Origin of the sequence: Actinomadura sp. 6K520 (genome assembly GCF_004349245.1) — a bacterium.
Lineage (GTDB): Bacteria > Actinomycetota > Actinomycetes > Streptosporangiales > Streptosporangiaceae > Spirillospora.
This window is the reverse complement of sequence record NZ_SMLC01000051.1, coordinates 20,038-42,678: the sequence shown is the minus strand read 5'-3', so window position 1 is coordinate 42,678 and position 22,641 is coordinate 20,038. Positions and strand designations below refer to the sequence as shown.

At 73.4% G+C, this 22,641-nt stretch carries 21 protein-coding genes and 3 pseudogenes; 9 read left to right on the top strand and 15 right to left on the bottom strand.

All coding sequences use genetic code 11. From position 1 onward, the window contains the following. Positions 1-617, bottom strand: a 617-nt coding sequence (locus tag E1289_RS16120; RefSeq protein WP_207928995.1) for a hypothetical protein, incomplete at its 3' end; no start/stop codon positions are given. 161 nt (positions 618-778) lie between these two features. Beyond that, positions 779-1,063, bottom strand: coding sequence for an antibiotic biosynthesis monooxygenase family protein (locus E1289_RS16115; RefSeq protein WP_131980852.1), 285 nt, complete (start codon positions 1,061-1,063; stop codon positions 779-781). Positions 1,064-1,153: 90 nt separating this feature from the next. Between E1289_RS16115 and E1289_RS16110 the strand changes: the two genes are divergently transcribed. From E1289_RS16110 to E1289_RS16085, 6 genes are read left to right on the top strand one after another with little or no spacing between them, the layout of a single operon-like run. After that, the gene (locus tag E1289_RS16110) at positions 1,154-1,474 is read left to right on the top strand and encodes a DUF6703 family protein (RefSeq protein ID WP_131980850.1); all 321 of its coding nucleotides are present in this window, start codon (positions 1,154-1,156) and stop codon (positions 1,472-1,474) included. Between the two features lie 32 nt (positions 1,475-1,506). Then, on the top strand, positions 1,507-2,481 hold the full coding sequence (locus tag E1289_RS16105; RefSeq protein WP_243712853.1) for a metal ABC transporter substrate-binding protein: 975 nt from the start codon (positions 1,507-1,509) through the stop codon (positions 2,479-2,481). Beyond that, positions 2,478-3,215 (top strand): ATP-binding cassette domain-containing protein, encoded by a 738-nt coding sequence (locus E1289_RS16100; RefSeq protein WP_131980848.1) that lies wholly within the window; start codon positions 2,478-2,480, stop codon positions 3,213-3,215. Before E1289_RS16105 ends, E1289_RS16100 begins: the two co-directional genes overlap by 4 nt. Next, on the top strand, positions 3,212-4,117 hold the full coding sequence (locus tag E1289_RS16095) for a metal ABC transporter permease (protein WP_131980846.1): 906 nt from the start codon (positions 3,212-3,214) through the stop codon (positions 4,115-4,117). The genes E1289_RS16100 and E1289_RS16095 overlap by 4 nt, the downstream gene beginning before the upstream one ends. Beyond that, complete coding sequence (locus tag E1289_RS16090; protein ID WP_131980844.1) at positions 4,114-4,500, top strand: transcriptional repressor; 387 nt, start codon at positions 4,114-4,116, stop codon at positions 4,498-4,500. The genes E1289_RS16095 and E1289_RS16090 overlap by 4 nt, the downstream gene beginning before the upstream one ends. Positions 4,501-4,553: 53 nt before the next feature. Further along, positions 4,554-4,979, top strand: a complete 426-nt coding sequence (locus E1289_RS16085) for an OsmC family protein (protein ID WP_131980842.1) — start codon at positions 4,554-4,556, stop codon at positions 4,977-4,979. Between the two features lie 26 nt (positions 4,980-5,005). Here E1289_RS16085 and E1289_RS16080 read toward each other — a convergent pair whose 3' ends face one another. Together E1289_RS16080 and recO are read right to left on the bottom strand one after the other, a co-directional pair. Then, positions 5,006-5,812: an isoprenyl transferase gene (locus E1289_RS16080; protein WP_131950688.1), complete on the bottom strand. Its 807-nt coding sequence runs from the start codon at positions 5,810-5,812 to the stop codon at positions 5,006-5,008. After that, on the bottom strand, positions 5,809-6,615 hold the full coding sequence (gene recO, locus E1289_RS16075; RefSeq protein ID WP_243712852.1) for a DNA repair protein RecO: 807 nt from the start codon (positions 6,613-6,615) through the stop codon (positions 5,809-5,811). The genes E1289_RS16080 and recO overlap by 4 nt, the downstream gene beginning before the upstream one ends. A 288-nt stretch (positions 6,616-6,903) precedes the next feature. Here recO and E1289_RS16070 point away from each other — a divergent pair, with 288 nt between their 5' ends. After that, complete coding sequence (locus tag E1289_RS16070) at positions 6,904-7,155, top strand: protealysin inhibitor emfourin (protein WP_229808125.1); 252 nt, start codon at positions 6,904-6,906, stop codon at positions 7,153-7,155. A gap of 90 nt (positions 7,156-7,245) precedes the next feature. Here E1289_RS16070 and leuA read toward each other — a convergent pair whose 3' ends face one another. From leuA to E1289_RS16055, 3 genes are all read right to left on the bottom strand, one after another. Beyond that, positions 7,246-8,973, bottom strand: coding sequence for a 2-isopropylmalate synthase (leuA, locus tag E1289_RS16065; RefSeq protein ID WP_131980840.1), 1,728 nt, complete (start codon positions 8,971-8,973; stop codon positions 7,246-7,248). 243 nt (positions 8,974-9,216) lie between these two features. Then, positions 9,217-9,990: a dimethylargininase gene (gene ddaH, locus E1289_RS16060; RefSeq protein WP_131980858.1), complete on the bottom strand. Its 774-nt coding sequence runs from the start codon at positions 9,988-9,990 to the stop codon at positions 9,217-9,219. Positions 9,991-10,045: 55 nt separating this feature from the next. Then, entirely contained in the window at positions 10,046-10,657 is a 612-nt protein-coding gene (locus E1289_RS16055; RefSeq protein WP_131980838.1) for a hypothetical protein, read from the bottom strand. A gap of 101 nt (positions 10,658-10,758) precedes the next feature. Between E1289_RS16055 and E1289_RS16050 the strand changes: the two genes are divergently transcribed. Continuing rightward, complete coding sequence (locus tag E1289_RS16050) at positions 10,759-11,550, top strand: hypothetical protein (RefSeq protein WP_131980836.1); 792 nt, start codon at positions 10,759-10,761, stop codon at positions 11,548-11,550. On the opposite strand, the gene era is transcribed toward E1289_RS16050, so the two are convergent. From era to E1289_RS16035, 3 genes are all read right to left on the bottom strand, one after another. Then, complete coding sequence (gene era / locus E1289_RS16045; RefSeq protein ID WP_131980833.1) at positions 11,541-12,455, bottom strand: GTPase Era; 915 nt, start codon at positions 12,453-12,455, stop codon at positions 11,541-11,543. The genes E1289_RS16050 and era overlap by 10 nt on opposite strands. Before the next feature lie 109 nt (positions 12,456-12,564). Continuing rightward, complete coding sequence (locus tag E1289_RS16040; RefSeq protein ID WP_131980831.1) at positions 12,565-15,918, bottom strand: AfsR/SARP family transcriptional regulator; 3,354 nt, start codon at positions 15,916-15,918, stop codon at positions 12,565-12,567. 53 nt (positions 15,919-15,971) lie between these two features. Beyond that, positions 15,972-18,104: an MMPL family transporter gene (locus E1289_RS16035; RefSeq protein ID WP_131980829.1), complete on the bottom strand. Its 2,133-nt coding sequence runs from the start codon at positions 18,102-18,104 to the stop codon at positions 15,972-15,974. Positions 18,105-18,236: 132 nt separating this feature from the next. On the opposite strand from E1289_RS16035, the gene E1289_RS16030 reads away from it, so the two are divergent. After that, the gene (locus tag E1289_RS16030) at positions 18,237-18,569 is read left to right on the top strand and encodes a cytidine deaminase (RefSeq protein WP_131980827.1); all 333 of its coding nucleotides are present in this window, start codon (positions 18,237-18,239) and stop codon (positions 18,567-18,569) included. Positions 18,570-18,587: 18 nt separating this feature from the next. Here the strand turns inward: E1289_RS16030 and E1289_RS16025 are convergent, their stop codons facing one another. The 5 genes and pseudogenes from E1289_RS16025 to E1289_RS39605 all read right to left on the bottom strand — a co-directional run. After that, positions 18,588-19,919, bottom strand: a complete 1,332-nt coding sequence (locus tag E1289_RS16025) for a hemolysin family protein (RefSeq protein ID WP_207928994.1) — start codon at positions 19,917-19,919, stop codon at positions 18,588-18,590. Further along, complete coding sequence (gene ybeY / locus E1289_RS16020; RefSeq protein ID WP_131980825.1) at positions 19,919-20,392, bottom strand: rRNA maturation RNase YbeY; 474 nt, start codon at positions 20,390-20,392, stop codon at positions 19,919-19,921. Before ybeY ends, E1289_RS16025 begins: the two co-directional genes overlap by 1 nt. Continuing rightward, positions 20,392-20,733 (bottom strand): annotated as a pseudogene (locus E1289_RS39615) (PhoH family protein); the annotation flags it as partial. The pseudogene E1289_RS39615 and the gene ybeY, both read right to left, overlap by 1 nt. A 279-nt stretch (positions 20,734-21,012) precedes the next feature. Then, positions 21,013-21,243, bottom strand: a pseudogene (locus tag E1289_RS39610) (LAGLIDADG family homing endonuclease); the annotation flags it as partial. A gap of 564 nt (positions 21,244-21,807) precedes the next feature. Next, positions 21,808-22,542, bottom strand: a pseudogene (locus tag E1289_RS39605) (PhoH family protein); the annotation flags it as partial. Positions 22,543-22,641: the final 99 nt, after the last annotated feature.

The window sequence follows — 22,641 nt, the reverse complement described above, 5'->3', positions numbered from 1 at the left end:
GGCGGGGCCGGTTCGCGGGTGCCGGGCCGCTCGCGCTCGGCGTCCGTCCGTGACGGCTCGGGGACGCGCGACGCGCGCCCGACCGCACCGTGGGGCGGCCGCCCGGTCAGTCGGGCGCCGCGCAGCATCCGCTGGAGCGCCGCCGGGTCCGTCCCGTACACGCCGGTGATCGTGACTCCGGCCTGGCGAAGGTCGAGCCGCAGCTCCTGGTCGACGGTCCGCGGGACCGTGAGCCGGGCAAGCGAGTCGCCGGTGACGACCCGGCCGGACACCGGCGGCGCCGGGCCGCCGGAGGGCTGGACGTGCACGGCCTCGGTGCGGCCGACGATGCGCGCCGGGCAGTCGGGCTCCGGTCCCGGGCGGCCGAGATAGAGGGCGCGCCGGTCGTAGCGGACGCAGCGGAGCGGGTCCCGGTCGAGGTCGTGGACCTCCCAGCCGGCCGGGACGGGGATGCGCAGCCCCCGGTACTCGACGACGCGGGCCGGCCCGGCGTCGCGCGACAGCGCGGAGGCCCGCCCGGACGCGGTCGGCGCAGGGGCCGTGCCGAGTACGGCCAGCACGGGTACGGCGGTCGCCGCCCCGCACAGGACTACGCTGAACAGGACGCCATGGCGCATCGGTTGTCCCCCGGAGAACACGGGTCCCCCGGGCGGTCGTCCCCCGCAGGACCCACGGCATGATCGTGACGCCGCAAAGATGACCTTGGCGGGGGACGCGAAACCGGTGCCGGAGGCTTCTTGCCGCAGCCTTGACCCGCGAGGTCAGGTGCGCCACGCCGTCAGGCGGAGCTGACGACCTCGTAGGCGCCGGGTTCGTCGACGGCCATGGCGGCGAGCGGGATGAACTGCAACCGCACCTCGTAGGCGCCGAGCGCGCGGCGGTAGTGCCCGGCGCCGTCCCACTCGGTGACCAGGGCCCACAGCTCGGGGTCGTCGACGGTCCTGCCGAGCCGGCCCGAGCGGAAGCCCGGGCTTGCCGCCAGCGCCGTCAGCACCGCGCCCATGCGCCCCGCGAAGTCGTCGGAGTCCTCGCCCGGCACGCGGTACCGGGTTATCGCGATCATCCGTCAATCTTGGCAGCCGTTCCGCCGTGGTCCGTCCTGACCTCCCCGTGACCTCCCCGGAGAGCGCGCGGGGTCGGTACGTTGGGGCACGTGGATGCGCGAGGCGACCAGGCGGGGACGCAGGCGACCGGGCTGCGGGCGACGATCGAGCGGTGGAGCGCGGCACCGGTGGTGTTCCTGCACCGGATACCGCGGTGGACGCTGCTCGCCGCGGTGTTCGTGCTCCTGGCGATCGGCATGATCGGGTCCGGCTGGGTCGCGGCCGCCGGGCTGCTGGTGCTGGCGGCGGTGCTGGCCTGGTTCGCCTACCTGAACTGGCCCGCCCTGGACGGCTCGGGAAGAATTCTGCGGATCGTGGCGCTGGTGATACTTGTCGGCTTTGCCGTGGGACGTGCACTTGAGCAGTTTTGACAACGATTTTCATCTTCGTCCATAATTGCGGGGTGTCCCGCTCTCCTGAACCGCCGCGCCCGCGCCGCCCGCTGCACACCCTCCCGGCCACGGTGCTGGCCCTCGCCGGGCTTGCGGCCGGGCTGACGGCCTGCGGCGGGGGCGCCGACGCCCCGCCCGGCAAGACCGAGGTCGTCGCGTCCATCTACCCGGTGGCCTGGCTGGCGGAGCAGGTCGGCGGCGACGACGTCTTCGTCCGGACGCTCACCGAGCCCGGGACCGAGCCGCACGACCTGGAACTGACGGCCCGCAAGGCCGCGGACATCACGAAGGCCGACTTCGCCGTCTACATCGGAGGCGTCCAGCCGGCCGTGGACGACGCCGTCCGGCGCCACGCCGCGGACAAGTCCCTGGACGCCGTGAGCGTGGTGAAGACGCTGCCGGCGCAGACCGGGGAAGAGGACCACGGGCACGAGGGCGAGGACCACGGGCACGAGGACGAAGAGGCGGACCACGACCCGCACATCTGGCTCGACCCGGCACGCATGGCCACGGTCGCGACCGCCCTCGGCGACCGGCTCGCCGACGCCGACCCCGCCCATGCCTCCGGCTACCGGAAGCGCGCCGGGTCCACCGCGGCCGCACTCGCCGAGCTCGACCGCACCTACCGGGACGGCCTGAAGACCTGCGAGCGCCGGGAGATCATCACCGCGCACGGCGCGTTCGGCTACCTCGCCGACCGCTACGAACTGAAGCAGATCCCCATCGCCGGGGTCGACCCGGGTGACGAGCCCTCTCCCCGGCGGCTGGCCGACCTGGCACGGCGGGTCTCCGCCACCGGCGCGACGACGGTCTTCACCGAGACGCTCGTCAGCCCCAAGGTCGCCGAGTCCCTGGCGCGGGCGGCGGGCGTGCGCACCGCCGTGCTCGACCCCATCGAGGGCATCGAGGACGGCTCATCCGACGACTACCTGACGATCATGCAGCGGAACCTGCGGACGCTGCGTCCCGCACTGGAGTGCACATGACGGATCCGCCGAACGCCCCGCCGTTCGAGATGACCGGGGCGCGCGTCCGGCGCGACGGCCGCGAGGTTCTCGCCGGCATCGACCTGCGGGTCGCGGCCGGCGACGTGCTCGCGGTCCTCGGGCCGAACGGCTCCGGCAAGTCCACCCTGGTCAAGGCGCTGCTCGGGCTCGTCCCGCTGGCGGTCGGCCGCACCGAGATCTTCGGCGAGCCGCCCGCGCGGTTCCGCGGCTGGCGGCGGATCGGCTACGTCCCGCAGCGGCTGCCGGCGGGCGGCGGCGTCCCGGCGACCGTCGGGGAGGTCGTGGCGTCCGGGCGGGTGGCCCGGCGGTCCCGGTGGCTGCCCGCCCTGCCCGGCGACCGGGCGGCCGAGCGGGACGCCGTGGACCGCGCCCTGCGGGCGGTGGACCTCACCCGCCACGCCCGCGACTCGGCCCACCTGCTGTCGGGCGGCGAGCAGCGGCGCGTGCTGATCGCCCGCGCCCTCGCCGGCGAACCCGACGTGTTCGTAATGGACGAGCCCACCGCGGGCGTGGACGCGCGCAGCCAGGCGGCGCTCGCCTCGGCGCTGCACGAGCTCACCCGCGGCGGGCGCACCGTCGTCCTGGTCGCGCACGAGCTCGGCCCGATGGAGCCGCTCCTCACCCGCACGATCGAGCTGGGCCAGGGACGCGTCGTCCGCGAGACCCGGGCCGACGACGCGCCCGAGACGACCGCGGCGGGAAGGCCCGCATGAGCGAGATGCTGCAGTACCCCTTCATGCGGGTCGCCCTGGTGATGGCGGTGCTCATCGGGCTGGCCGCGCCCGCGGTGGGCACGTTCCTCGTCCAGCGCAGGCTGTCGCTGCTCGGCGACGGCATCGGGCACATCGCGCTGACCGGCATCGGGCTCGGCCTGCTCACCAGCACCTCCCCCGTGCTCGGCGCGCTGGTGGTGTCGGTGGCCGGCGCCGCCGCGATCGAGATCCTGCGCGCCCGCAGCCGCAGCGGCGCGGACGTCGCGCTGGCCCTACTGTTCTACGGCGGCCTCGCGGGCGGCGTCATCCTCACCAGCGCGGGCGGCGGCAGCGGGACGACCCTGCACGCGTACCTGTTCGGCTCGATCACCAGCGTGACGGTCACCGACCTGTACCTGGTCGCGGGGCTCACCGCCGCGGTGCTAGGGATCGTCGCGTTCTTCGGCCGGGAGATGTTCCTGCTGTGCCAGGACGAGGAACTGGCACGCGCGTCCGGGCTGCCCGTCCGCTTCCTCAGCGTGCTGATCGCCGCGACCGCCGCGGTCACCGTCGTGATCTCCATGCGCGCGATCGGGCTGCTCCTCGTCAGCGCGCTGATGATCGTCCCGGTGGCGGCGGCGCAGCAGCTCGCCCGCGGATTTCGGGGGACCATGCTGGTGGCGATGGCGGCCGGTGTACTGTCGGCCGTGACGGGCCTGGCGGGCTCCTTTCAGTACGATCTGCCCCCGGGCCCATCGATCGTGCTGCTGGCGCTCGCGCTGTTCGCGGTCGCGGTCGCCGGGGGCTCGGCGATGCGCCGCAGGCGGGCGCGGGCCGTCCCGGCCGGGGCCACCGCTCCCACCGCGGCCGGCCAGGGCGCCGACACGCGCGTGGACGCCGAGGCGGAGGTGCTAGGGGGATGACGACGGCCCGCCGGAACGCGGTGCGGCAGGTGCTGGCCGGTTCCGAGGGGTTCCGCAGCGCGCAGGACATCTACGCCGACCTGCGCGCCGACGGCTCCAAGATCGGCCTCACCACGGTGTACCGGGCGCTGCAGGCGCTCACCGACGCCGGTGAGGTCGACGTGCTGCGCACGGACGAGGGCGAGGCCGTCTACCGGGCCTGCCGCACCGAGCAACACCACCACCACCTGGTGTGCCGCGAGTGCGGACGGACGGTCGAGGTCGAGGGCCCGGCCGTGGAGCGCTGGGCGGACGCGATCGCCGCCGAGCACGGCTTCACCGACATCACCCACACGGTCGAGGTGTTCGGCACCTGCGCGGAGTGCACCCGGAAGACCCGCTGACGCTACCTGCGGGTTCATGATCCGTACGGCCCGCGGCGTGGGAGGATCGGGGCATGGCTACGACACGAACCGCTAACGCGCACTGGGAAGGGCCGCTCACCAGCGGCCAGGGGACCGTCTCTCTCGACTCCTCTAAGCTCGGCACCTACGACGTGACCTGGCCGGCGCGGTCCGAGGAGCCGAACGGGAAGACGAGCCCCGAGGAGCTCATCGCCGCGGCGCACTCCACCTGCTACTCGATGGCGCTCTCGCACGGCCTCGCCGGCGCGGGCACGCCGCCGGAGAAGGTGGACACCAAGGCCGAGGTCACGTTCCAGCCGGGCGAGGGCATCACCGGCATCCACCTGACCGTCCGGGCCAGCGTCCCCGGCCTCTCCGCGGCCGACTTCGAGAAGGCCGCCCAGGACGCCAAGACCGGCTGCCCCGTCAGCAAGGCCCTGACCGGCACCAAGATCACCCTGGACGCCGCCCTCGTCTGACCGCGATCGCACGCGGTATTTGGGGTTCAGGCGCCCCCAGGCGCCTGAACCCCAAAAACCGCATTAGGCACCGCGCCGCCGTAGCGGCGGTCTCTGGAGGCGTAGATCTCGCAGGCGTGCCACAGGTGGCGGCGGTCGAAGTCGGGCCAGAGGGTGTCGAGGAAGACCATCTCCGCGTACGCCGACTGCCAGAGCAGGAAGTTGGAGGTGCGCTGCTCCCCCGACGAGCGCAGGAACAGGTCCACGTCGGGGATGCCGGGCTCGTCCAGGTAGCGGGCGAAGACCTTCTCGGTGATCTTGTCGGGGTTGAGCCGGCCGGCGCGGACGTCCCGGGCGATCGCGGCCGCCGCGTCCGCGATCTCAGCGCGGCCGCCGTAGTTCACGCAGAACTGCAGGGTGAGGACGTCGTTGCCGCGCGTCATCTCCTCGGCGGTCTCCAGCTCGCTGATGACGCTGCGCCACAGCCGGGGCCGCCGGCCCGCCCACCGGACCCGGACGCCCATCGAGTGGAGCTGGTCGCGGCGGCGGCGGATCACGTCCCGGTTGAAGCCCATGAGGAAGCGCACCTCGTCCGGGGAGCGTTTCCAGTTCTCGGTGGAGAAGGCGTACGCCGACAGGTACGGGATGCCGAGTTCGATCGCGCCCATGATGACGTCGAAGAGGGAGTCCTCGCCGCGCGTGTGCCCCTCGGTGCGCGGGAGGCCGCGCTCCTTGGCCCAGCGGCCGTTGCCGTCCATCACGATGGCGACGTGCCGCGGCACCAGCTCCGCGGGGATCGGGGGCGGGACGGCGCCGTCCCGATGCGGCTCCGGCGGCGAAACGGCCCTGCTCAAACTCGCTCCCTGGGGATGTCGGTGTCGTCGGCCGGTGCTTCCCGGGCGGGTGCGGCCTCGTCGGCGGACCCGGTGTCGCGCTCCACATGGCGGAGGGACCGGATCCCGTGTTCCAGATGCCACTGGAGGTAGGCGGCGACCAGGCCGCTGGTCTCCATCCGGTGGCGCTGCTCGCTGGCGTCGGCGTACTCCCAGTCGCCGCGCAGCAGCGCCAGCATCAGCGCGAACGTCGGCGGCGCCGGGGTCGCGGCGCCGGGTCGGCGGCAGTTCGCGCAGACCGCGCCGCCCGCGGCGATGGCGAACCCGCGCAGTCCGCCGCGGACGCCGCAGCGGCAGCACTCGTCGAGGGCGGGGGCCCAGCCGGCGACCGACAGCGAGCGCAGCAGGAAGGCGTCCAGGACGAGCCGCGGGTCGTGGGCGCGCTCGGCGAGCGTGCGCAGCCCGCCGACCAGGAGCAGGAACTGCCGCAGGGCGGGCTCCCCCTCCTCGGAGGTGAGCTTCTCCGCGGTCTCCAGCATCGCCGTCCCGGCGGTGTAGCGGGGGTAGTCGGTGACCAGGGCCTCCCCGTACGGGCGCAGCGTCTCGGCCTGCGTGATCAGGTCGAGGGAGCGCCGCTCGTACAGCTGGAGGTCCACGTGCGTGAACGGCTCCAGCCGCGCCCCGAAGCGGGATTTCGTCTTGCGGACCCCCTTCGCCGCGGCGCGGATCCGGCCGGTGCGCCGGGTCAGCACCGTCACGATGCGGTCGGCCTCGCCCAGCTTCTGGGTGCGCAGGACGATGCCTTCGTCGCGGTAGAGGGTCACCCGTTCATTCTGACGCACGGCACCGGATGCCCCGGCGGATGGCCGGGCATCTCTCCCGGATCTTCACAAGTCCGCCCGGACCATAGCACTGTGCTGGATAACAATTACATACCGTGACCGGATTCGGCCGTCCCGTCCCGCCGGAAGTTGTGGCTTGAACCATCCGAAGCTGACAGCGTTGGGGCATGAGATGCCCCATCGTTCCGCGGCCCGCGCCGAACGCACACCTGACGACGCCGGAGACCCGGCCGGGAGCAGGTGTCCTCATGGAGGCGAACGGATAGCACAGTGAGAGTGACAGTCGTCCGCAGCGGAGGATTCGCGGGGATCGAGCGCCGCGCCGAGTCCGACAGCGCAAGCGACCCCATGCTGACGAGGCTCGTCGGCCGCGTCGACCTGACCGCGGTCCCGCCCCCGGGCCGAATCCCCGACCAGTTCCTGTACGAAATCGATATAGACGGCGACCGGACCACGGTCGGTGAGGCCCAGTTGCAGGGTGCCCTCCGCGAGCTCGTCCACCATGTCCTCGGACGCGCCTGAACCGTCCGGCGGACCCGCCGCGGACCGTGCGCACCTGAGCCGTCCCGGGTGGCCCGGCGGTGGTGCCGCCGGGCCACCCGGTCGCGCGGGTTACTTCGCCTGCGGGCGGGCCACCCGGTTCACCGCGGACAGCATCGCCTTGAGGGACGCGGTGACGATGTTCCCGTCGATGCCCACGCCCCACACGGACGTGCCGCTCCCGTCCCCGAACCGCACGTCGCACTCGACGTAGGCGGCGGCGCGCGCGTCGCCGCCCGCGCTCATCGCGTGCTCGGCGTAGTCCAGGACGCGGACGTCGACGCCGACGGTCGCGAGGGCGTCCTCGAACGCCGAGACGGGGCCGTTGCCGACGCCCTCGATCTCGCGGATCTCGCCGTCGATGCGGACGTCGCAGCTGATCGCGTCCTTCTCGTCCACCCGGGAGGTCGTGCGGTGCGCCAGCAGCCCGACGCGGGGACCGCCGGTGAGGAACTCGCTCTGGAAGATCTCCCACATGCGCTCGGCGGTGACCTCGCCGCCCTCGCTGTCGGTGTGCTCCTGGACGACGCGGGAGAACTCGATCTGCAGCCGGCGCGGCAGTTCCAGGGAGTGCTCGGTCTTCATGATGTAGGCGACGCCGCCCTTGCCGGACTGGCTGTTGACCCGGATGACGGCCTCGTAGGTGCGGCCGACGTCGTGCGGGTCGATCGGCAGGTACGGGACCTCCCACGGCTGGTCGTCGACCGGCACCCCGGCCGCCTCGGCGTCCCGCCGCAGGTGGACGAAGCCCTTGTTGATGGCGTCCTGGTGGGACCCGGAGAACGCGGTGTACACCAGGTCGCCGCCGTAGGGGTGCCGCTCGTGGACGGGCAGCTGGTTGCAGTACTCGACCGTCCGGCGGATCTCGTCGATGCCGGAGAAGTCGATCTGCGGGTCGACGCCCTGGGTGAACAGGTTCAGGCCCAGCGTGACCAGGCAGACGTTGCCGGTGCGCTCGCCGTTGCCGAACAGGCAGCCCTCGATGCGGTCCGCGCCCGCCATGTAGCCCAGCTCGGCGGCGGCCACGGCGGTGCCGCGGTCGTTGTGGGGGTGCAGCGACAGGATGACGGAGTCCCGGTAGGCGAGGTTCCGGTTCATCCACTCGATCTGGTCGGCGTACACGTTCGGCGTGGCCATCTCGACCGTCGCCGGCAGGTTGACGATGACCTTCCGGTCCGGGGTGGGCTTCCACACGTCGTTGACGGCGTTGCAGACCTCGGCGGCGTACTCCAGCTCGGTGCCGGTGAACGACTCCGGCGAGTACTGGAAGAAGATCTCGGTGTCGCCCATGTCCTCGGCGAGCTTGGCGCACAGCTTGGCGCCCTCGACGGCGATCGCGGTGATGCCGTCGCGGTCCTGCTCGAACACGACGCGGCGCTGCAGCGTGCTGGTCGAGTTGTACAGGTGGACGATCGCCCGCTTGGCGCCGCGCACCGACTCGAAGGTCCGCTCGATGAGCTCGGGGCGGGCCTGGGTCAGCACCTGGATCACCACGTCGTCGGGGACGCGGTCCTCCTCGATGATCTGCCGGACGAAGTCGTAGTCGGTCTGGCTGGCCGCCGGGAAGCCGACCTCGATCTCCTTGTAGCCCATCCGTACCAGCAGCTCGAACATACGCAGCTTGCGGTCGGCGTCCATGGGGTCGATCAGGGCCTGGTTGCCGTCCCGCAGGTCGACCGCGCACCAGCGCGGCGCCTCGGTGATGACCGCGTCCGGCCAGGTGCGGTCGGTCAGCTTGACCGGGGCGAACGGGCGGTAGCGCTGGAAGGGCATACCGGAGGACTGCTGTGGCGGAAACATCCGATGAGAACTTTCTGCTCGAACCTCGCGGCCGACGGCACGTCGCAGTCCCGCAGCGAGGGAGCCGGCCTGTTTACAGGCCCCCGCTGCGGCCGCTAAGGAGGAGCAGCTCACGGAACACGTCCGCCAAGCTAACAGATGCCATCCGCGTTGCGGAAACCGACGTCCGGATACTGAGACAACGGGGGCCTCTTCCGTCTCATTCCGAACGGCGCCGCGGCCGGGCGGCATTCCCCGGCCCGGTCAGGGCACCAGCACGGAGAGGCAGGTCACGCAGCCGTCGAGGGCCTCGAACTCGCCGATGTCGACGCTAGTGACGCGCAGCCCGTCGGCGGCGAGCCGGGCGGCGGTGCGCGGCGCGGACGCCGCCATCAGGACGTGCTCCGGCCCGAGCACGACGACCTGGGCGCCGGTCGGTTCGCGGGGCACCCGCAGGCACGGCAGCACCGAGGTGTCCACCATCTCGGGCACGCCGATCAGGGCGCCGTCCGGCAGCGCGGTCATCGCCGACTTCAGGTGGAGGCAGCCGCCGATGTCCACGGGTACGACCCGCCGCCCGCCCACGAACCTGGCGAGCTGGCAGATGCCCTCCTCGTTGGTGCGGGTGCCGCGCCCCACGTAGACGGTGTCGCCGGCCTGCAGCACGTCGCCGCCGTCCAGGGTGCCCGGCGCCTCGATCCGCTCGATCCGCAGGCCGAGTCCCCGCGCGGCCCGCTCCGCGCCGGCGAGTTCGCCGCGGCGGCGCTCCTCCCCCGAGCGGCCGACGACGGCGACGTCGCCGCAGACGACCAGCGCGTCCTCGACGAACACGGCGTCGGGCTGGTCGTCGGCGGGGGCGACGGCCCGCACCCGCCAGCCGGCCGACCGCAGCGCCGCGACGTACGCCTCGTGCTGGCGCGCGGCGAGCGCCACGTCCACGGGACGGCGGGCGGCATGGGTGACGATCCCCTCGGCCAGCCGCGGGCCGGGTGCCCGGACCAGCGCCCGCCCGGCGCCGCCCCGCCCGGCACCGCTCATCCGCGCGGCGGGGCCCGGGTCCGCGGCGGGCCCCGCGTCGATGACGGGGGTCATGTCAGCGCGACGCCCCCTCGGTCGTCACGATCACGCCGAGCGCGTAGGCGGGGGACATGCCGAGCAGGTCCGCGATCCCGTGCAGCTCCCGCCGCTCCCCCTCGCCGAGGGGCCCGTCCGCCAGCCCGATCCGGACGGCCTGCGCGAGGAACCACTCCTTGGCCTCCACGGCGAGCTGGGCCCCCGCGCGGACGACCTCCTTCTCCAGGAAGGTGCGCCGCTCCGCGAGGTCGGCGTTGACGGCGGTCCCGTCGTAGCCGGGCTCGCCGTAGCCGGTCACGATCGCGATGGCGCGGGCGCGGGCGGCCGGGTCGGCGGGGTCGCCGGCGCGCAGCACCAGCGCCGCGGCGGCGCGCATGCCCGCGGCGAGGGTCTCGGCCATCTGCCGCGCGGTCGGCGTCCGCAGCACCGCCACCGGGAAGCGGCCCCGGCACGCCCGGCACTCCACGGCCTCCCGGAGCCGCCACAGCGGCACCAGCGGGACGAAGAAGATCGAGAAGAAGCGGCGCCCGGCGCGCCTCCGGAAGGCACGGTCGCCCCCGCACTGCGGGCAATGGAACGTCCCCTCGCCGACGGTGCGGGACACCGCCGTAAGGCCGAAAACGAGCAACACCGGGGATCTCCTCCCATAACGGACTTCGTTCCAAACTACCGAGCCACACGGCGCGACGTGGTCGTACCAGGCAATGCCGCTCGTGCATTTACGCTGGGTCCATGACCGGTGACCTGGGTTCCGAGGCGGGCCGCCAGCGGTCGCGGCCGTCCTTCCTGCCGCCCGTGGACGGCTATCCGCCACCTCCGGAAGGCATGTGGGAACCCGCCCCCGCCCCCGCCGCCCCGGCGTCCGGGAGCCGGCGCGGCACCGGCTGGATCGTCGCCACGCTCGTCGCCGCGGCGGTGCTGCTCGTGTCGGCGTTCCTGCCGTGGGCCCACGCGCAGATCGTCGTCGAGCTGTTCGGGCGGCCGATCGGGCGCGACCTGGGCAGCCTCGCGGGCATCGACGCCGACACCATGGTCGTCGCCGTCCCGGTCCTGGCGGTGGCCGCGATCGCGCTCGCCGCCTGGGACCTGATCGGGCGGGACGCGCGGATCGGCTCGCTCGCCGCGATCCCCGGCACGCTCGGGCTGCTGGTCTGCGGCATCTTCGTCGTGCGGCTCGGCGACGTCCGCGACAACCTTCCGCAGACCGGCCTGGACTTCGGCTACCAGATCAGCATCCGGTACGGCTGGTACCTGGCCGTCCTCGCGTCCCTGCTGGTGGCCGCGTTCAGCCTCGCCCGCACCGTCGCCGACCGGGTGTCCAGGCCGTCCCGGGGGCGGCCGGGCCGGTACCCCGCGCAGCCGGAGCAGCAGTACACGGAGCAGCAGTACGCGGAGCAGCAGCACTACCCGGCCGACCCGGACGCCGTCTGGCCCCGGGAGGACCAGGCATGGGGGCGCCGGGCCGAGGACGAACCGTCAGGCGAGCCGGACGAGCCGGACGAGCCGAAGAAGGATCAGTCGTAGAACCCGAGCCGGCGTAGCTGCTTGGGGTCGCGCTGCCAGTCCTTCAGGACGCTGACGCGCAGGTCGAGGAAGACCTTGCTGCCGAGCAGCGCCTCGATCTGCCGCCGCGCCGCCGCGCCCACCTCGCGCAGCCGCGACCCCTTGTGCCCGATGATGATGCCCTTCTGGCTCGGGCGCTCGACGAACAGGTGCGCGTAGATGTCGACGAGGCCGTCGCGGCCCTCGCGGGGACCCATCTCGTCCACGACCACGGCGATGGAGTGGGGCAGCTCGTCCCGGACGCCCTCCAGCGCCGCCTCGCGGATCAGTTCGGCCACGAGGAGCTGTTCCGGCTCATCGGTGAGATCGCCCTCCGGGTAGAGCGGCATGCCGTCCGGCAGGTGGGAGATCAGCAGGTCACCGACGAGGTCGACCTGGAAGCCGGTCTCGGCCGAGCACGGCACGATGTCGGCGAACTCGCCCAGCTCCCCCACCGCGAGGAGCTGCTCGGCCACCCGCTCGGGCGGGGCGAGGTCGGCCTTGGTCACGATCGCGACGACGGGGGTCTTCCCCACACCCGCCAGCTCGCGGGCGATGTACCGGTCTCCGGGCCCGACGGGCTGGTCGGCGGGCACGCAGAAGCCGATCACGTCCACCTCGGTGAGCGTGGACCGGACGAGGCTGTCGAGCCGCTCGCCCAGCAGCGTCCGGGGTTTGTGCAGGCCCGGGGTGTCGACGACGACGAGCTGCGCGTCCATCCGGTGCACGATCCCCCGGATCGCGCGGCGCGTCGTCTGCGGCCGGCTGCTGGTGATCGCCACCTTGGTCCCGACCAGGGCGTTCATCAGCGTCGACTTGCCGACGTTGGGCCGCCCGATGAAACATGCGAACCCGGCCCGATACCCCTCGCGCACCCCACTGCCCATCACTGTCACCACTCAATTGTCGCTCATGTCGCCCGCAGGCCGGGCCGACTGCGCCGACGCGCGCTCCGTGACCGTGTCCGGTGCGGAGCCGAGGTCACTCGAACACCTGCTAGGCGGCGGGGGTGCCCAGGGCGGTCATCGCGGCGTTGGCCCTCTCCGTCCACAGGGTGGCGCCTAGGCGGGTCGCCACCTCGGCCGCCTTCCGGTAGTGGGCGGCGGTGGTGCCGGCGGGGCGGTCGAGGAACCTCGCGAGATCGCCCAGTACCTGTGACACGGGGCCGAGGGTGCCGATGGCGGTCGCGCCGCCGGTGAACTGCTCCGCGTAGGGCAGCAGCGCCGCGTAGCACTCCTCGGCCAGGTCGCGGTCGCCGAGCGCGATCGCGCGCAGCGACCGCATCGGCATGGTGAGGTCGAAGAAGTAGTCGAGGCGGATGGGACCGGCCCCGGCGACGACCCGCTCGGCCTCCGCGGTGCGGCCGGCGGCGATCAGCGCCAGGGCCTGCAGGTCGGCGGTGGCCCCGACGTGGCCCCACTGGCGGTGGAGCCAGGCGGAGCCGTCCAGCATCTCCGCGGCCCTGCCCTGGACGAGCCGCAGGCAGAAGACGCCGAGGAGCCCCACGGCCTGCTCGCTCGACCAGATCCTCGTCCGGCCGATGGCGTCGGACAGCCGCTCGTACGCGCGTTCCGCCTCCTCGAACGTGGCGGTGAAGGCGCGCGACAGCCCGGCGTACCAGCTCCCGATCTCGGCGAGCAGCGGCAGCCCGTACTGGTCCGCGAGCCGCCGCCCCTCCTCCAGGTGCCGCCGCGCGGTGGGCGGGTCGAGGGCGGACAGGGCAGCCTGCTGCAGCTGCAGGTGCGCGAGGACGAGGTAGGTTCCGAGGTCGTGCCGGGTCGCGAGGTCGAGCAGCTCGGACGCGAGCCGGTACCGGTGGGCCAGCCCGTCCGCGGACCGGTAGCCGTTGACGTAGGCGCCGTTCAGCGCGACGGCGAGCAGTTCCGGGACGCCGAGGGCGCGGGCGGTGCGGACCGCCTCGTCGGACGCGGTGACGCCCCGTTCCTGCGGCTCGCCCTCCAGCTCGATCGCCAGGGTCGTCAGCAGCCGGACGCGCAGCTCCCGCTCGTCCTCGGGGAGCCGGGCGAGCGCCTCCTCGGCGGCCTCCACGACGGCGTGGTCGAGGGTGCCGTACTCGCGGCTCGTCCACAGCGTGGGGACGTCGAAGCTCGCGATGATCCGGGCGAGCAGCCGGACGTCGCCGGACGCGCGGGCGTCGGCGATGGCGGCGAGCCGCCGGTCCCGGGCGTCGACGACGTTCCCGGCGAGCGCGGTCGCGCGGATCGCGGCGACCTCCGCCTCCAGCCGGTCGCGGGCCGCCCCGGGGCCCTGCCCGCGCAGGGTCTCCACCGCGCGGACCCACAGGTCCGCGGCGGTCCCGTGGGCGAACCGGGCCTCGGCGGCCCGCGCGGCGCGCCGCGCGTACCGGACGGCCCGGTCGGGGTCCGTGCCCGCTTCGAGGTAGTGGTGCGCGATCGCGGCGACCTCGCCGGCGGCGTGCCGTTCGAGCGCCGCGGCGACGCGGCCGTGCAGCCGGGTGCGGCGGGCCCGGGAGATCCCGTCGTAGAGGGTGTCGCGGACGAGCGCGTGCGCGAACCGCATCCGGCCGGGGGCCGGCTCGGTGACCAGGCCGCTGCGCAACCCCGCCTCGACGGCGTCGATCACGGTCTCCTCGTCGCCGGCCAGGTCGGACAGCACGTCCAGACCGGCGTCCCGGCCGACGACGGCCGCGTCGCGCAGGACGGTCCGCACGGGCGCCGGGAGCCGGGCGATGCGGCGGCGCAGCACGTCGCCGACCCCGGCGGGCACCCGGCGGGTGGCGGCGGGCAGGCCCTCGGCGTCGATGAGCCGGGCCGTCTCCCGGGTGAAGAACGGGTTGCCGCCGGTCCGCTCGGCGATGGCGGACAGCTCCGCGTCGCCGAGGCCGGTGGCGCCGGTGCCGCGGACGAGGGCGGCGACCTCGTCCGCCGACAGGCCGCCGAGCTCGATCCGCAGCGGCTCGTGCCGGGCGAGGTGGGCGAGCGCGGTCACCAGGCCGCCCTCGACCTCGGTCTGCCGGAAGGTCGTCAGCAGCAGGACGGGGCGGTCCCGCAGCCGCCCGGCGAGCCGGACGAGCAGCGCGAGGGTCTCCTCGTCCGCCCAGTGCAGGTCGTCGAGGACGAGCAGGAGCGGCGCCGTGTCCGCGACCCCGGCGAGGTAGTCGCCGACGGCCAGATGCAGCCGGAACCGTCCCGTGCCGACGTCGGCGTCCCCGCCCGCGGTGAAGGCGTCGTCCAGCAGCGGCCCGAGGCGCGCGGCCAGTCCGGCACCGGGCGGCACGGCGGCGGCCAGCTCGCGCAGCAGCTCGGCCCACGGCCAGGCCGCGGGGGCTCCCCCGGTCTCCTGCGCCCGGCCCCACGCGCAGGTCCAGCCGCGCTCGGCCAGGCCCCGCGCGAACCGTTCGGCGAGCGCGGTCTTGCCCATGCCCGCGTCACCGGCGACGAGGACGGCGCCGCCCCGCCCGGCGGCGGCGTCCCGGGCCGCGTCGTCCAGCCGGGCCAGCTCCTCGACACGTCCGACGAACGCGGGCACGTCCCGCTGGGGGTCGGGCACCGGTCGCAGGACGGGCCGCGCGTCGCGTAGCACCGCCCTGCCCCCGTCGGCCGGTCCCGGGTCGAGCGACTGGGTCAGGATGGCGGCCTCAAGGCGGCGCAGTGCCGGGCCGGGATCGACGCCGAGTTCCTCGGTGAGGGTCGCGCGGGCGCGGCGGAGCGCGGCGAGCGCGTCGCCCTGCCGTCCCGCCCGGTAGAGGGCCAAGGTCAGCAGCCGCCACGCCTCCTCCCGCAGCGGGTCGCCGGCGGCGTGGGCCTCCAGGTCGGGGACGGCCTCCGCCGCGGACCCGAGCCGCAGCATCGCCTCGGCGCGGCGCTCCACGGCGAGGCGGCGCCGCTCGTCCAGGCGGGCGGCCTCGGCGGCGGCCCACGGCAGGCCGGCGAACTCGGCGTACGCGGGGCCGCGCCACTCGGCGAGCGCCGCCTCGGCGCGGCGGCGGGCCCGCGCCGGGTCCGCGTCCAGCAGCCCGGCGGCCTCGTCGATCAGGGTGTCGAACCGCCACGCGTCGACGCTCGCGTCCGGCAGCCGGAGCGCGTACCCCGGCGGTTCGGTGACCAGGACCGTCGCGGGAGTGCGGGGCGGCCGGTCCGGTTCGAGCGCCCGGCGCAGGTGGGACACGAACGACTGGAGACCGGCGGCGGCGCGGGACGGCGCCGTCCCCGCCCACAGGTCCTCGACGAGCCGGTCGGCGGTCACCATCCGGCCCCGCGCGGCGACGAGCCGCGCGAGGACGGAGCGCTGGCGGGGGCCGCCGAGGTCGGCGGGCTCTCCCGCAACCTCGGCGGCGAAGGCCCCGAGAACGCGTACGACAGGCGGCATGTCCCGCTCAGCCTAACCGGGACATGCCGCCTCATCGCGGTCGCTCCCCGCCGTCACGCGCGGCTGGGTTCGGGCTCCCGTTCGGGCGCCGCCGGGGGCGCGGACCCGCCGTGCACGTCGATGTCCGGCAGGACCCGGGCGAGCGGCCGCGGCAGCCACCAGTTCGCCCGGCCGAGCAGCGACATCGTGGCGGGCACCAGCACCAGCCGGACGACCGTCGCGTCGAGCGCCACGGCGACCGCGAGCCCCACCCCCATCTGCTTGACCACCAGCCCTGGGTCGGCGGCGAACCCGAGGAACACCGCCACCATGATCATCGCGGCGCTGGAGATGACCCGGCCCGTCGCGGCCAGGCCGGTGGCCACCGACCCGCGGGCGTCGCCGCTCTGCAGCCACGCCTCCCTGACCCGCGACAGCAGGAAGACCTCGTAGTCCATCGACACGCCGAACAGCACCGCGAACAGCAGCAGCAGGATGAAGCTCGACACCGGGACGCTGTGCGGGAGCCCGAGCAGCTCGGCGCCCCAGCCCCACTGGAACACGGCCGTGAGCACCCCGTACGCGGCGCCGATCGACAGCAGGTTCATCGCCGCGGCCTTCAGCGGCGCCAGCACCGACCGGAACACGACCATCAGCATGATGAACGAGGTGGCGACGACCGCGCCGATCACCGGCCAGAGCCGGTCCGACAGCGTCCGGGACAGGTCCACGTAGGCGGCGGTCAGCCCGGTGATCTCCGAGCCGGGCGGCAGCACGTCCGCGCGGATCCGGTCGACGAGGCCCGTCACCCGCTCGTCCTGCGGCCCGTACTCCGGCGTCACCATGATCACCGCGGCGTCGCCGGCCTCGGACAGCCGGGGCGGCGCGACGTCCGTGACGCCGTCCGTGGCGGCCAGCCGCTCGCCCAGGCCGGGCAGGGCGTCCCGCTCCACCTTCGTGAGGTCGACCGCGACGGCCAGCGGCCCGTTCGCGCCGGGGCCGTAGGCGTCGGCGACCAAGTCGTACGCCTGCCGGACGGTGTTGGACGCCGGCTCGCTGCTGGCGTCGCTGGGCCAGGTGCGCATGCCGAGGGCGGGCGCGGCCAGCGCGAGCATCAGCACCGACGCGGCCAGCAGCCACGGCCAGGGGTGCCGGCCCACGTGCTCCGCCCACCGCCGGATCCGCGGCGACTCCACGACGATCGTCGCGCCGGCGGCCCGGTCGCGGCGGCGCAGCACCCGGTGTCCCGCCAGCCCCAGCACGGCGGGGAGCAGCGTGACCGCGCCCAGCATCGTCGTGGTGACGACCAGCCCTGTCGTGAACCCCATCGTCATGAAGACGGGGATCCGCGACAGCACCAGCCCGCACAGCGCCAGCAGCACGGTGCACCCCGCGAAGATCACCGACTGGCCGGCGGTCGCGTTGGCCCGCGCCACCGACTCGGGGACGGTGAGGCCCTCCGCGATGCCCTCGCGGTGCCGGGTCAGGATGAGCAGCGCGTAGTCGATGCCGACGCCCAGCCCGACCATGGTGGCCAGCGTCGGCGCCGTCGTCGCCACGTCGGTGAACGCGGCCAGGAGCGTGATCCCCGACACCCCGGCGCCCAGCCCGGCCAGCGCCACCACCAGCGGCAGTCCCGCCGCCACGACCGACCCGAACGCCAGCAGCAGGATCACCAGCGCGGCCCCGACGCCGATCGCCTCGGCGACACCGCTCGGCGCCGTCACGTTCTCCGGCACCTGGCCGCCGAACTCGACCTGGTAGCCGGCGTCCGAGAGGCCCCGCGTGGCGGATCGCAGCAGGTCGAGGGTCTCCCCCGGCTTCAGGTCCGTGACCGGCACCGAGTACCGGACGGTCAGCAGCGCGGTCGCCCCGTCCGGGCTCGGGAGCACCGGGTCCACGACGCTGACGTGCGGCATCTCGCGCAGTTCCCCGGCCGCCGCCGCCAGCGCCGCCCGGTCGACCGTCCCGGAGCCGGCGTGCACGACGACCCTGGCGTCCGCCCCCGACAGCGCCGGGAAGCGCTCCTCCAGCAGGTCGGTGGCCTGCTGCGACCCTGTGCCCTCCAGCGTGTAGTTGTCGTGCAGGGCGCCTCCCGCGACGCCGGCGAGGCCCGCCAGCACCGCGACGATCGCCAGCCAGGCGGCGATGAACCGCCAGGGCCGCAGGGCGGCGGCCTTTCCCAGTCGGTAGAGCAGCCGGGACATCTCTTCTCCCCCAGATGAGCGTTGCCGTACGCCCCGAGGATCACCCGCGGCCCTTGCCGCACACTTGCCGGTGACTTGCGAGTCACCGGTGCCGCCGCAAGTGCCGCTTGCGATACCCGTACGCTGGGGGACGTGAGCGAGCTGAACCCCGAGGACGCGAAGATCATCACTCTGGCCAGGGCGGCGCGGGCCCGCAGCGGCGCGCCGGAGGGCGCCGCCGTCCGCGACGAGACAGGCCGCACCTACGCGGGCACGAGCGTGGACCTGCCGTCCCTGAAGCTCTCGGCCCTCCAGGTCGCGGTCGCGATGGCCGTCTCCTCCGGCGCCGGGGACCTGGAGGCCGCCGCCGTCGTCACGGCCGCCGACGCCCCCGCCCCGTCCGACCTCACCGCCGTCCGCGACCTGGGCGCCAAGGCCCCCGTCCTCGTCGCCGCCCCCGACGGCACCCTCAAGACGACCCTCTGACCCGCCCCGGGGCTCCGGTCAGCGGGTCCGGTCGTCGCTTCCGGCGCCCGCCTCGGCCGCCGGCCCGCCGTCCAGCCGCCGCACCAGCACGGTGCCGACCCGGTTGCGGCGCCCGGCGATCGTCTCCGCCTTGAGGGACAGCACGGGGCCGCCGTCGCGGGCGCCGACCTCGGCGGTGGAGCCCTCGATGGGGACGCGGCCGAGCGCGTGGGCGAGCAGCCCGCCGACGGTCTCGACCTCCTCGGTGTCCATCTCCACGTCGAACAGCTCGGCGAGGTCCTCGACGGGGAGGCGGGCGGTGACCCGCGCGGCGCCGTCCTGGAGCCAGGTGACCGGCGGCGTCTCCCGGTCGTACTCGTCGGTGATCTCCCCGACGATCTCCTCCAGGATGTCCTCGATGGTGACCAGGCCGGCGGTGCCGCCGTACTCGTCGATGACGATCGCGAGGTGGATCTGCCGGGCCTGCATCTCCCGCAGCAGCTCGTCGATCGGCTTGCTGTCGGGGACGTAGGTGGCGGGCCGCATCACCGAGTCGACCGTCTCCACCGACTCGCCCTCGCGGTGCTCCTGGCTGCGGCGGACGACGTCCTTGAGGTAGGCGATGCCGACGACGTCGTCCTCGTTCTCGCCGACGACGGGAATGCGGGAGAAGCCGCTGCGCAGCGCCAGCGACATCGCCTGCCGCAGCGTCTTGCCGCGCTCGACGAACACGATGTCGGTGCGCGGCACCATCACCTCGCGGACGAGGGTGTCGCCCAGCTCGAACACCGAGTGGATCATCTCCCGCTCGACCGGCTCGATCAGGCTGCGCTGCTCGGCCAGGTCGACGAGGTCGCGCAGCTCCGCCTCGGACGCGAACGGGCCCTCCCGGAACCCCTTGCCGGGGGTGAGGGCGTTGCCGAGCGCGATCAGCAGCCGGGGCAGCGGCCCGAACACCCGCGTCACCGGGTGGATCACCGCCGCGCCGGCCAGCGCGATCCGGTCGGCGTGCTGGATGCCGAGCGTGCGGGGCGCGACGCCGATCACCACGTAGCTGACCAGGATCATGGCCGCGGCGGCGGTGACGTAGGCGCGCCAGGTCTCGTCCAGCCAGGAGATGCACAGGTCCGCGACGATCACCGTGGCGACCAGCTCGCACGCGATGCGCAGCAGCAGGACCATGTTGACGTAGCGGGCCGGGTCGGCGACCACCTCGGCCAGCCGCTTCGCGCCGCGCCGCCCCTCCCGGACGATCTCCTCGACGGTGACCCGCGACACGCGGGCCAGCGCCGCCTCCGTGCTCGCCAGCAGGCCGGCCATGAAGACCAGGCCCACCGCCAATGCGGACAGCCACGCTTGCGAGGTGCTCATCAGCCGCCGCGTTTCTCCCGCCAGGAGGTCAGCAGCCCGGCCTGCAGGCCGAACATCTCCCGGTGCTCCTCCGGCTCGGCATGGTCGTAGCCGAGCAGGTGGAGGATGCCGTGCGTGCACAGCAGCTCAAGCTCGTCCCCCGTGCTGTGGCCCGCCTCGCGCGCCTGCTTCTCGGCGACCGCCGGGCACAGGACGACGTCGCCGAGCAGCGCCGGGTCGGCCTCCTCGTCCTCGTCGCCGCCGGTCAGGTGGCCCGGGCGCAGCTCGTCCATGGGGAACGACAGCACGTCGGTGGGGCCGGGCTCGTCCATCCACTTCTCGTGCAGCTCGGTCATCGCGGCCTCGTCGACCAGCAGGATCGACAGCTCCGCCAGCGGGTGGACGCGCATGCCGTCCAGGACGTGCCGGGACAGGCCGGCGATGGCCTGCTCGTCGACCTCGGCGCCCGACTCGTTCAGCACCTCGATGCTCACTACCGCCCCCGCTTGCGGGGCCCGCCGCGGCCGGCGGCGTCCCGCTGGAACTCCGGCACCTGCTCGGCGTGCCGGTTGTACGCGTCGACGATGTCGGTGACGAGCTTGTGCCGCACGACGTCGCGGCTGTCGAGGCGGCAGAAGTGGATGTCCGCGATGCCGTCCAGGATGTCCTGGACGACGCGCAGCCCGCTCTGCTGCCCGTTCGGCAGGTCGACCTGGGTGACGTCGCCGGTCACCACGACCTTCGAGCCGAACCCCAGCCGGGTCAGGAACATCTTCATCTGCTCGGGCGAGGTGTTCTGCGCCTCGTCCAGGATGATGAACGAGTCGTTCAGAGTGTTGTGGGTCAGGAGGAAGTCCTCCGTGACATACAGCGAGTCCGGGGCCGCGACTTGGATGCACACCGCTTCCGCGGTCCCTTCCGGCTCGATCGAGTCGACGAACCGCATCGGCCGCCCGCCACCGGTCGAATTGTACTTCTCTAGCTTCCGCCTGAGTCTGAACGGAGCGATGCCCTCCGGAAGCCGAATACCGAGAATGTACGCGTCGTGGCGGTGGTGAACGGGCCGTCCTTTCGCATTGCCCGGCGGACGGCCAGTTGCCGGGCGCACACGCTGATAGACGACACCACCCAACGACTGCACGAGGAAGACTACGTCATCCCGGAGGCGAGGGGACGTGGTCGTGAACTCCACACGGCAAGTTCGGTCCCGCTGCGTGACAGGCCCGCCATCGGAATCCAGCAGACCCTGAAGAACGGCAAGCCTGACTGCTGCGGTGTTGTAAAGGTAGAGTTCAGGGACGAACTTGGCCGGTGCTTTCTTGCCCCACAGTCCAAGTCCACGCATGACCGTCTCGATCGGATGCTCGAGAACGGCAACGGAGCCTGAGTGAGGCACCCGTTTCAGCATGTAGTCGACGTTGCTCCTCTGATGGATCTCCACACCGGGCAGAAGCCGTATGAGAGCGTCAGCGAGCTCAGGGTCACCCGTGGTAAAGCTCGGCCAGCTGGAACCTGTCATGCACCCATCGCCGAGCATCAGCCCGAGCGCATATGGATCCATCGGCATATCCCGAGGGGGGAAAGCCACCGGGCGGCTCAGCAAGGGAAGCTCATACCGGTGGTAATGGGCCGCTCGGAGGTTCCCGATCATCTCCCGGGTGGTAAGGATCCGATGTGGCTTTCCGCGACGACGATCGTCCCTAGTGTGAACCGCCCAGAGGTGATCGGCCGAGGCGAGAGTGGATGCCCCGTCCTGGGTCGAGACCCGGAAGATCTCTTTCTCGCCTTGGGGGTACACCCCTATGACCGGCGTCGGCTCGCCGTCCGAGCCGATGACCAGGTCCCCAACCGCCAGCTCGCCTATCGGGCGAAATCCCTCGGGAGTAAGCACGTTGGTGAAGACGGGGTGACTCCTGCCCCGCATGTACGCGAGGGGGGCGACCTCGATGGTGCCGGCGGCCATCAGGCGGGGGATCGAGTCGGGGTCGACCATGTCGTGCAGCGCGTCGTAGAGCGGGCGCAGGTACGGGTCGATCTTCTCGTAGAGCGTGCCGGGCAGGAACCCGAGCCGCTCCCCCGCCTCGACGGCGGGGCGCGTCAGGATGATCCGGTTGACCTGCTTGTCCTGCAGCGCGCGGACGGCCTTCGCCATCGCCAGGTACGTCTTGCCGGTACCGGCCGGGCCGATCCCGAACACGATCGTGTGCTTGTCGATCGCGTCGACGTAGCGGCGTTGGTTCAGCGTCTTCGGACGGATCGTGCGGCCCCTGCTGGACAGCACGTCCAGCGTCAGGACCTCGGCGGGCCGCGCGTCGCCCTCGCCGCGCAGCATCGCCAGGCTGCGCTCGACGGCGTCGGGGGTGAGCTGGGTGCCGCCCTTCAGCAGGGCGAGCATCTCGGTGAAGAGCCTGGAGACGAGGTCGGTCTCCGTCTCGGGGCCCGTCACGGTGATCTCGTTGCCGCGGACGTGGATGTCGATGCCGTCGCCGAACGCCTGCTCGATGACGTGGAGGAACTCATCCCGGGAGCCCAGCAGGCTCACCATCGAATGGTCGTCCGGCACCACGATCCTGATCTGGGACTGCGAGCCTGTGCGGTCGTCACGCCCCGTGCGTGCTGACCTAGGGTGAGTTGATTCGACCATCAGCCGGGCCTTGCGGCCTCTCCGACCTGCCTTCTGTCTGCTCCGGGTGTCCAGGTGTGCCGGTTCCATCGTACTGGCCGCCCCCGACACGACGCGGAT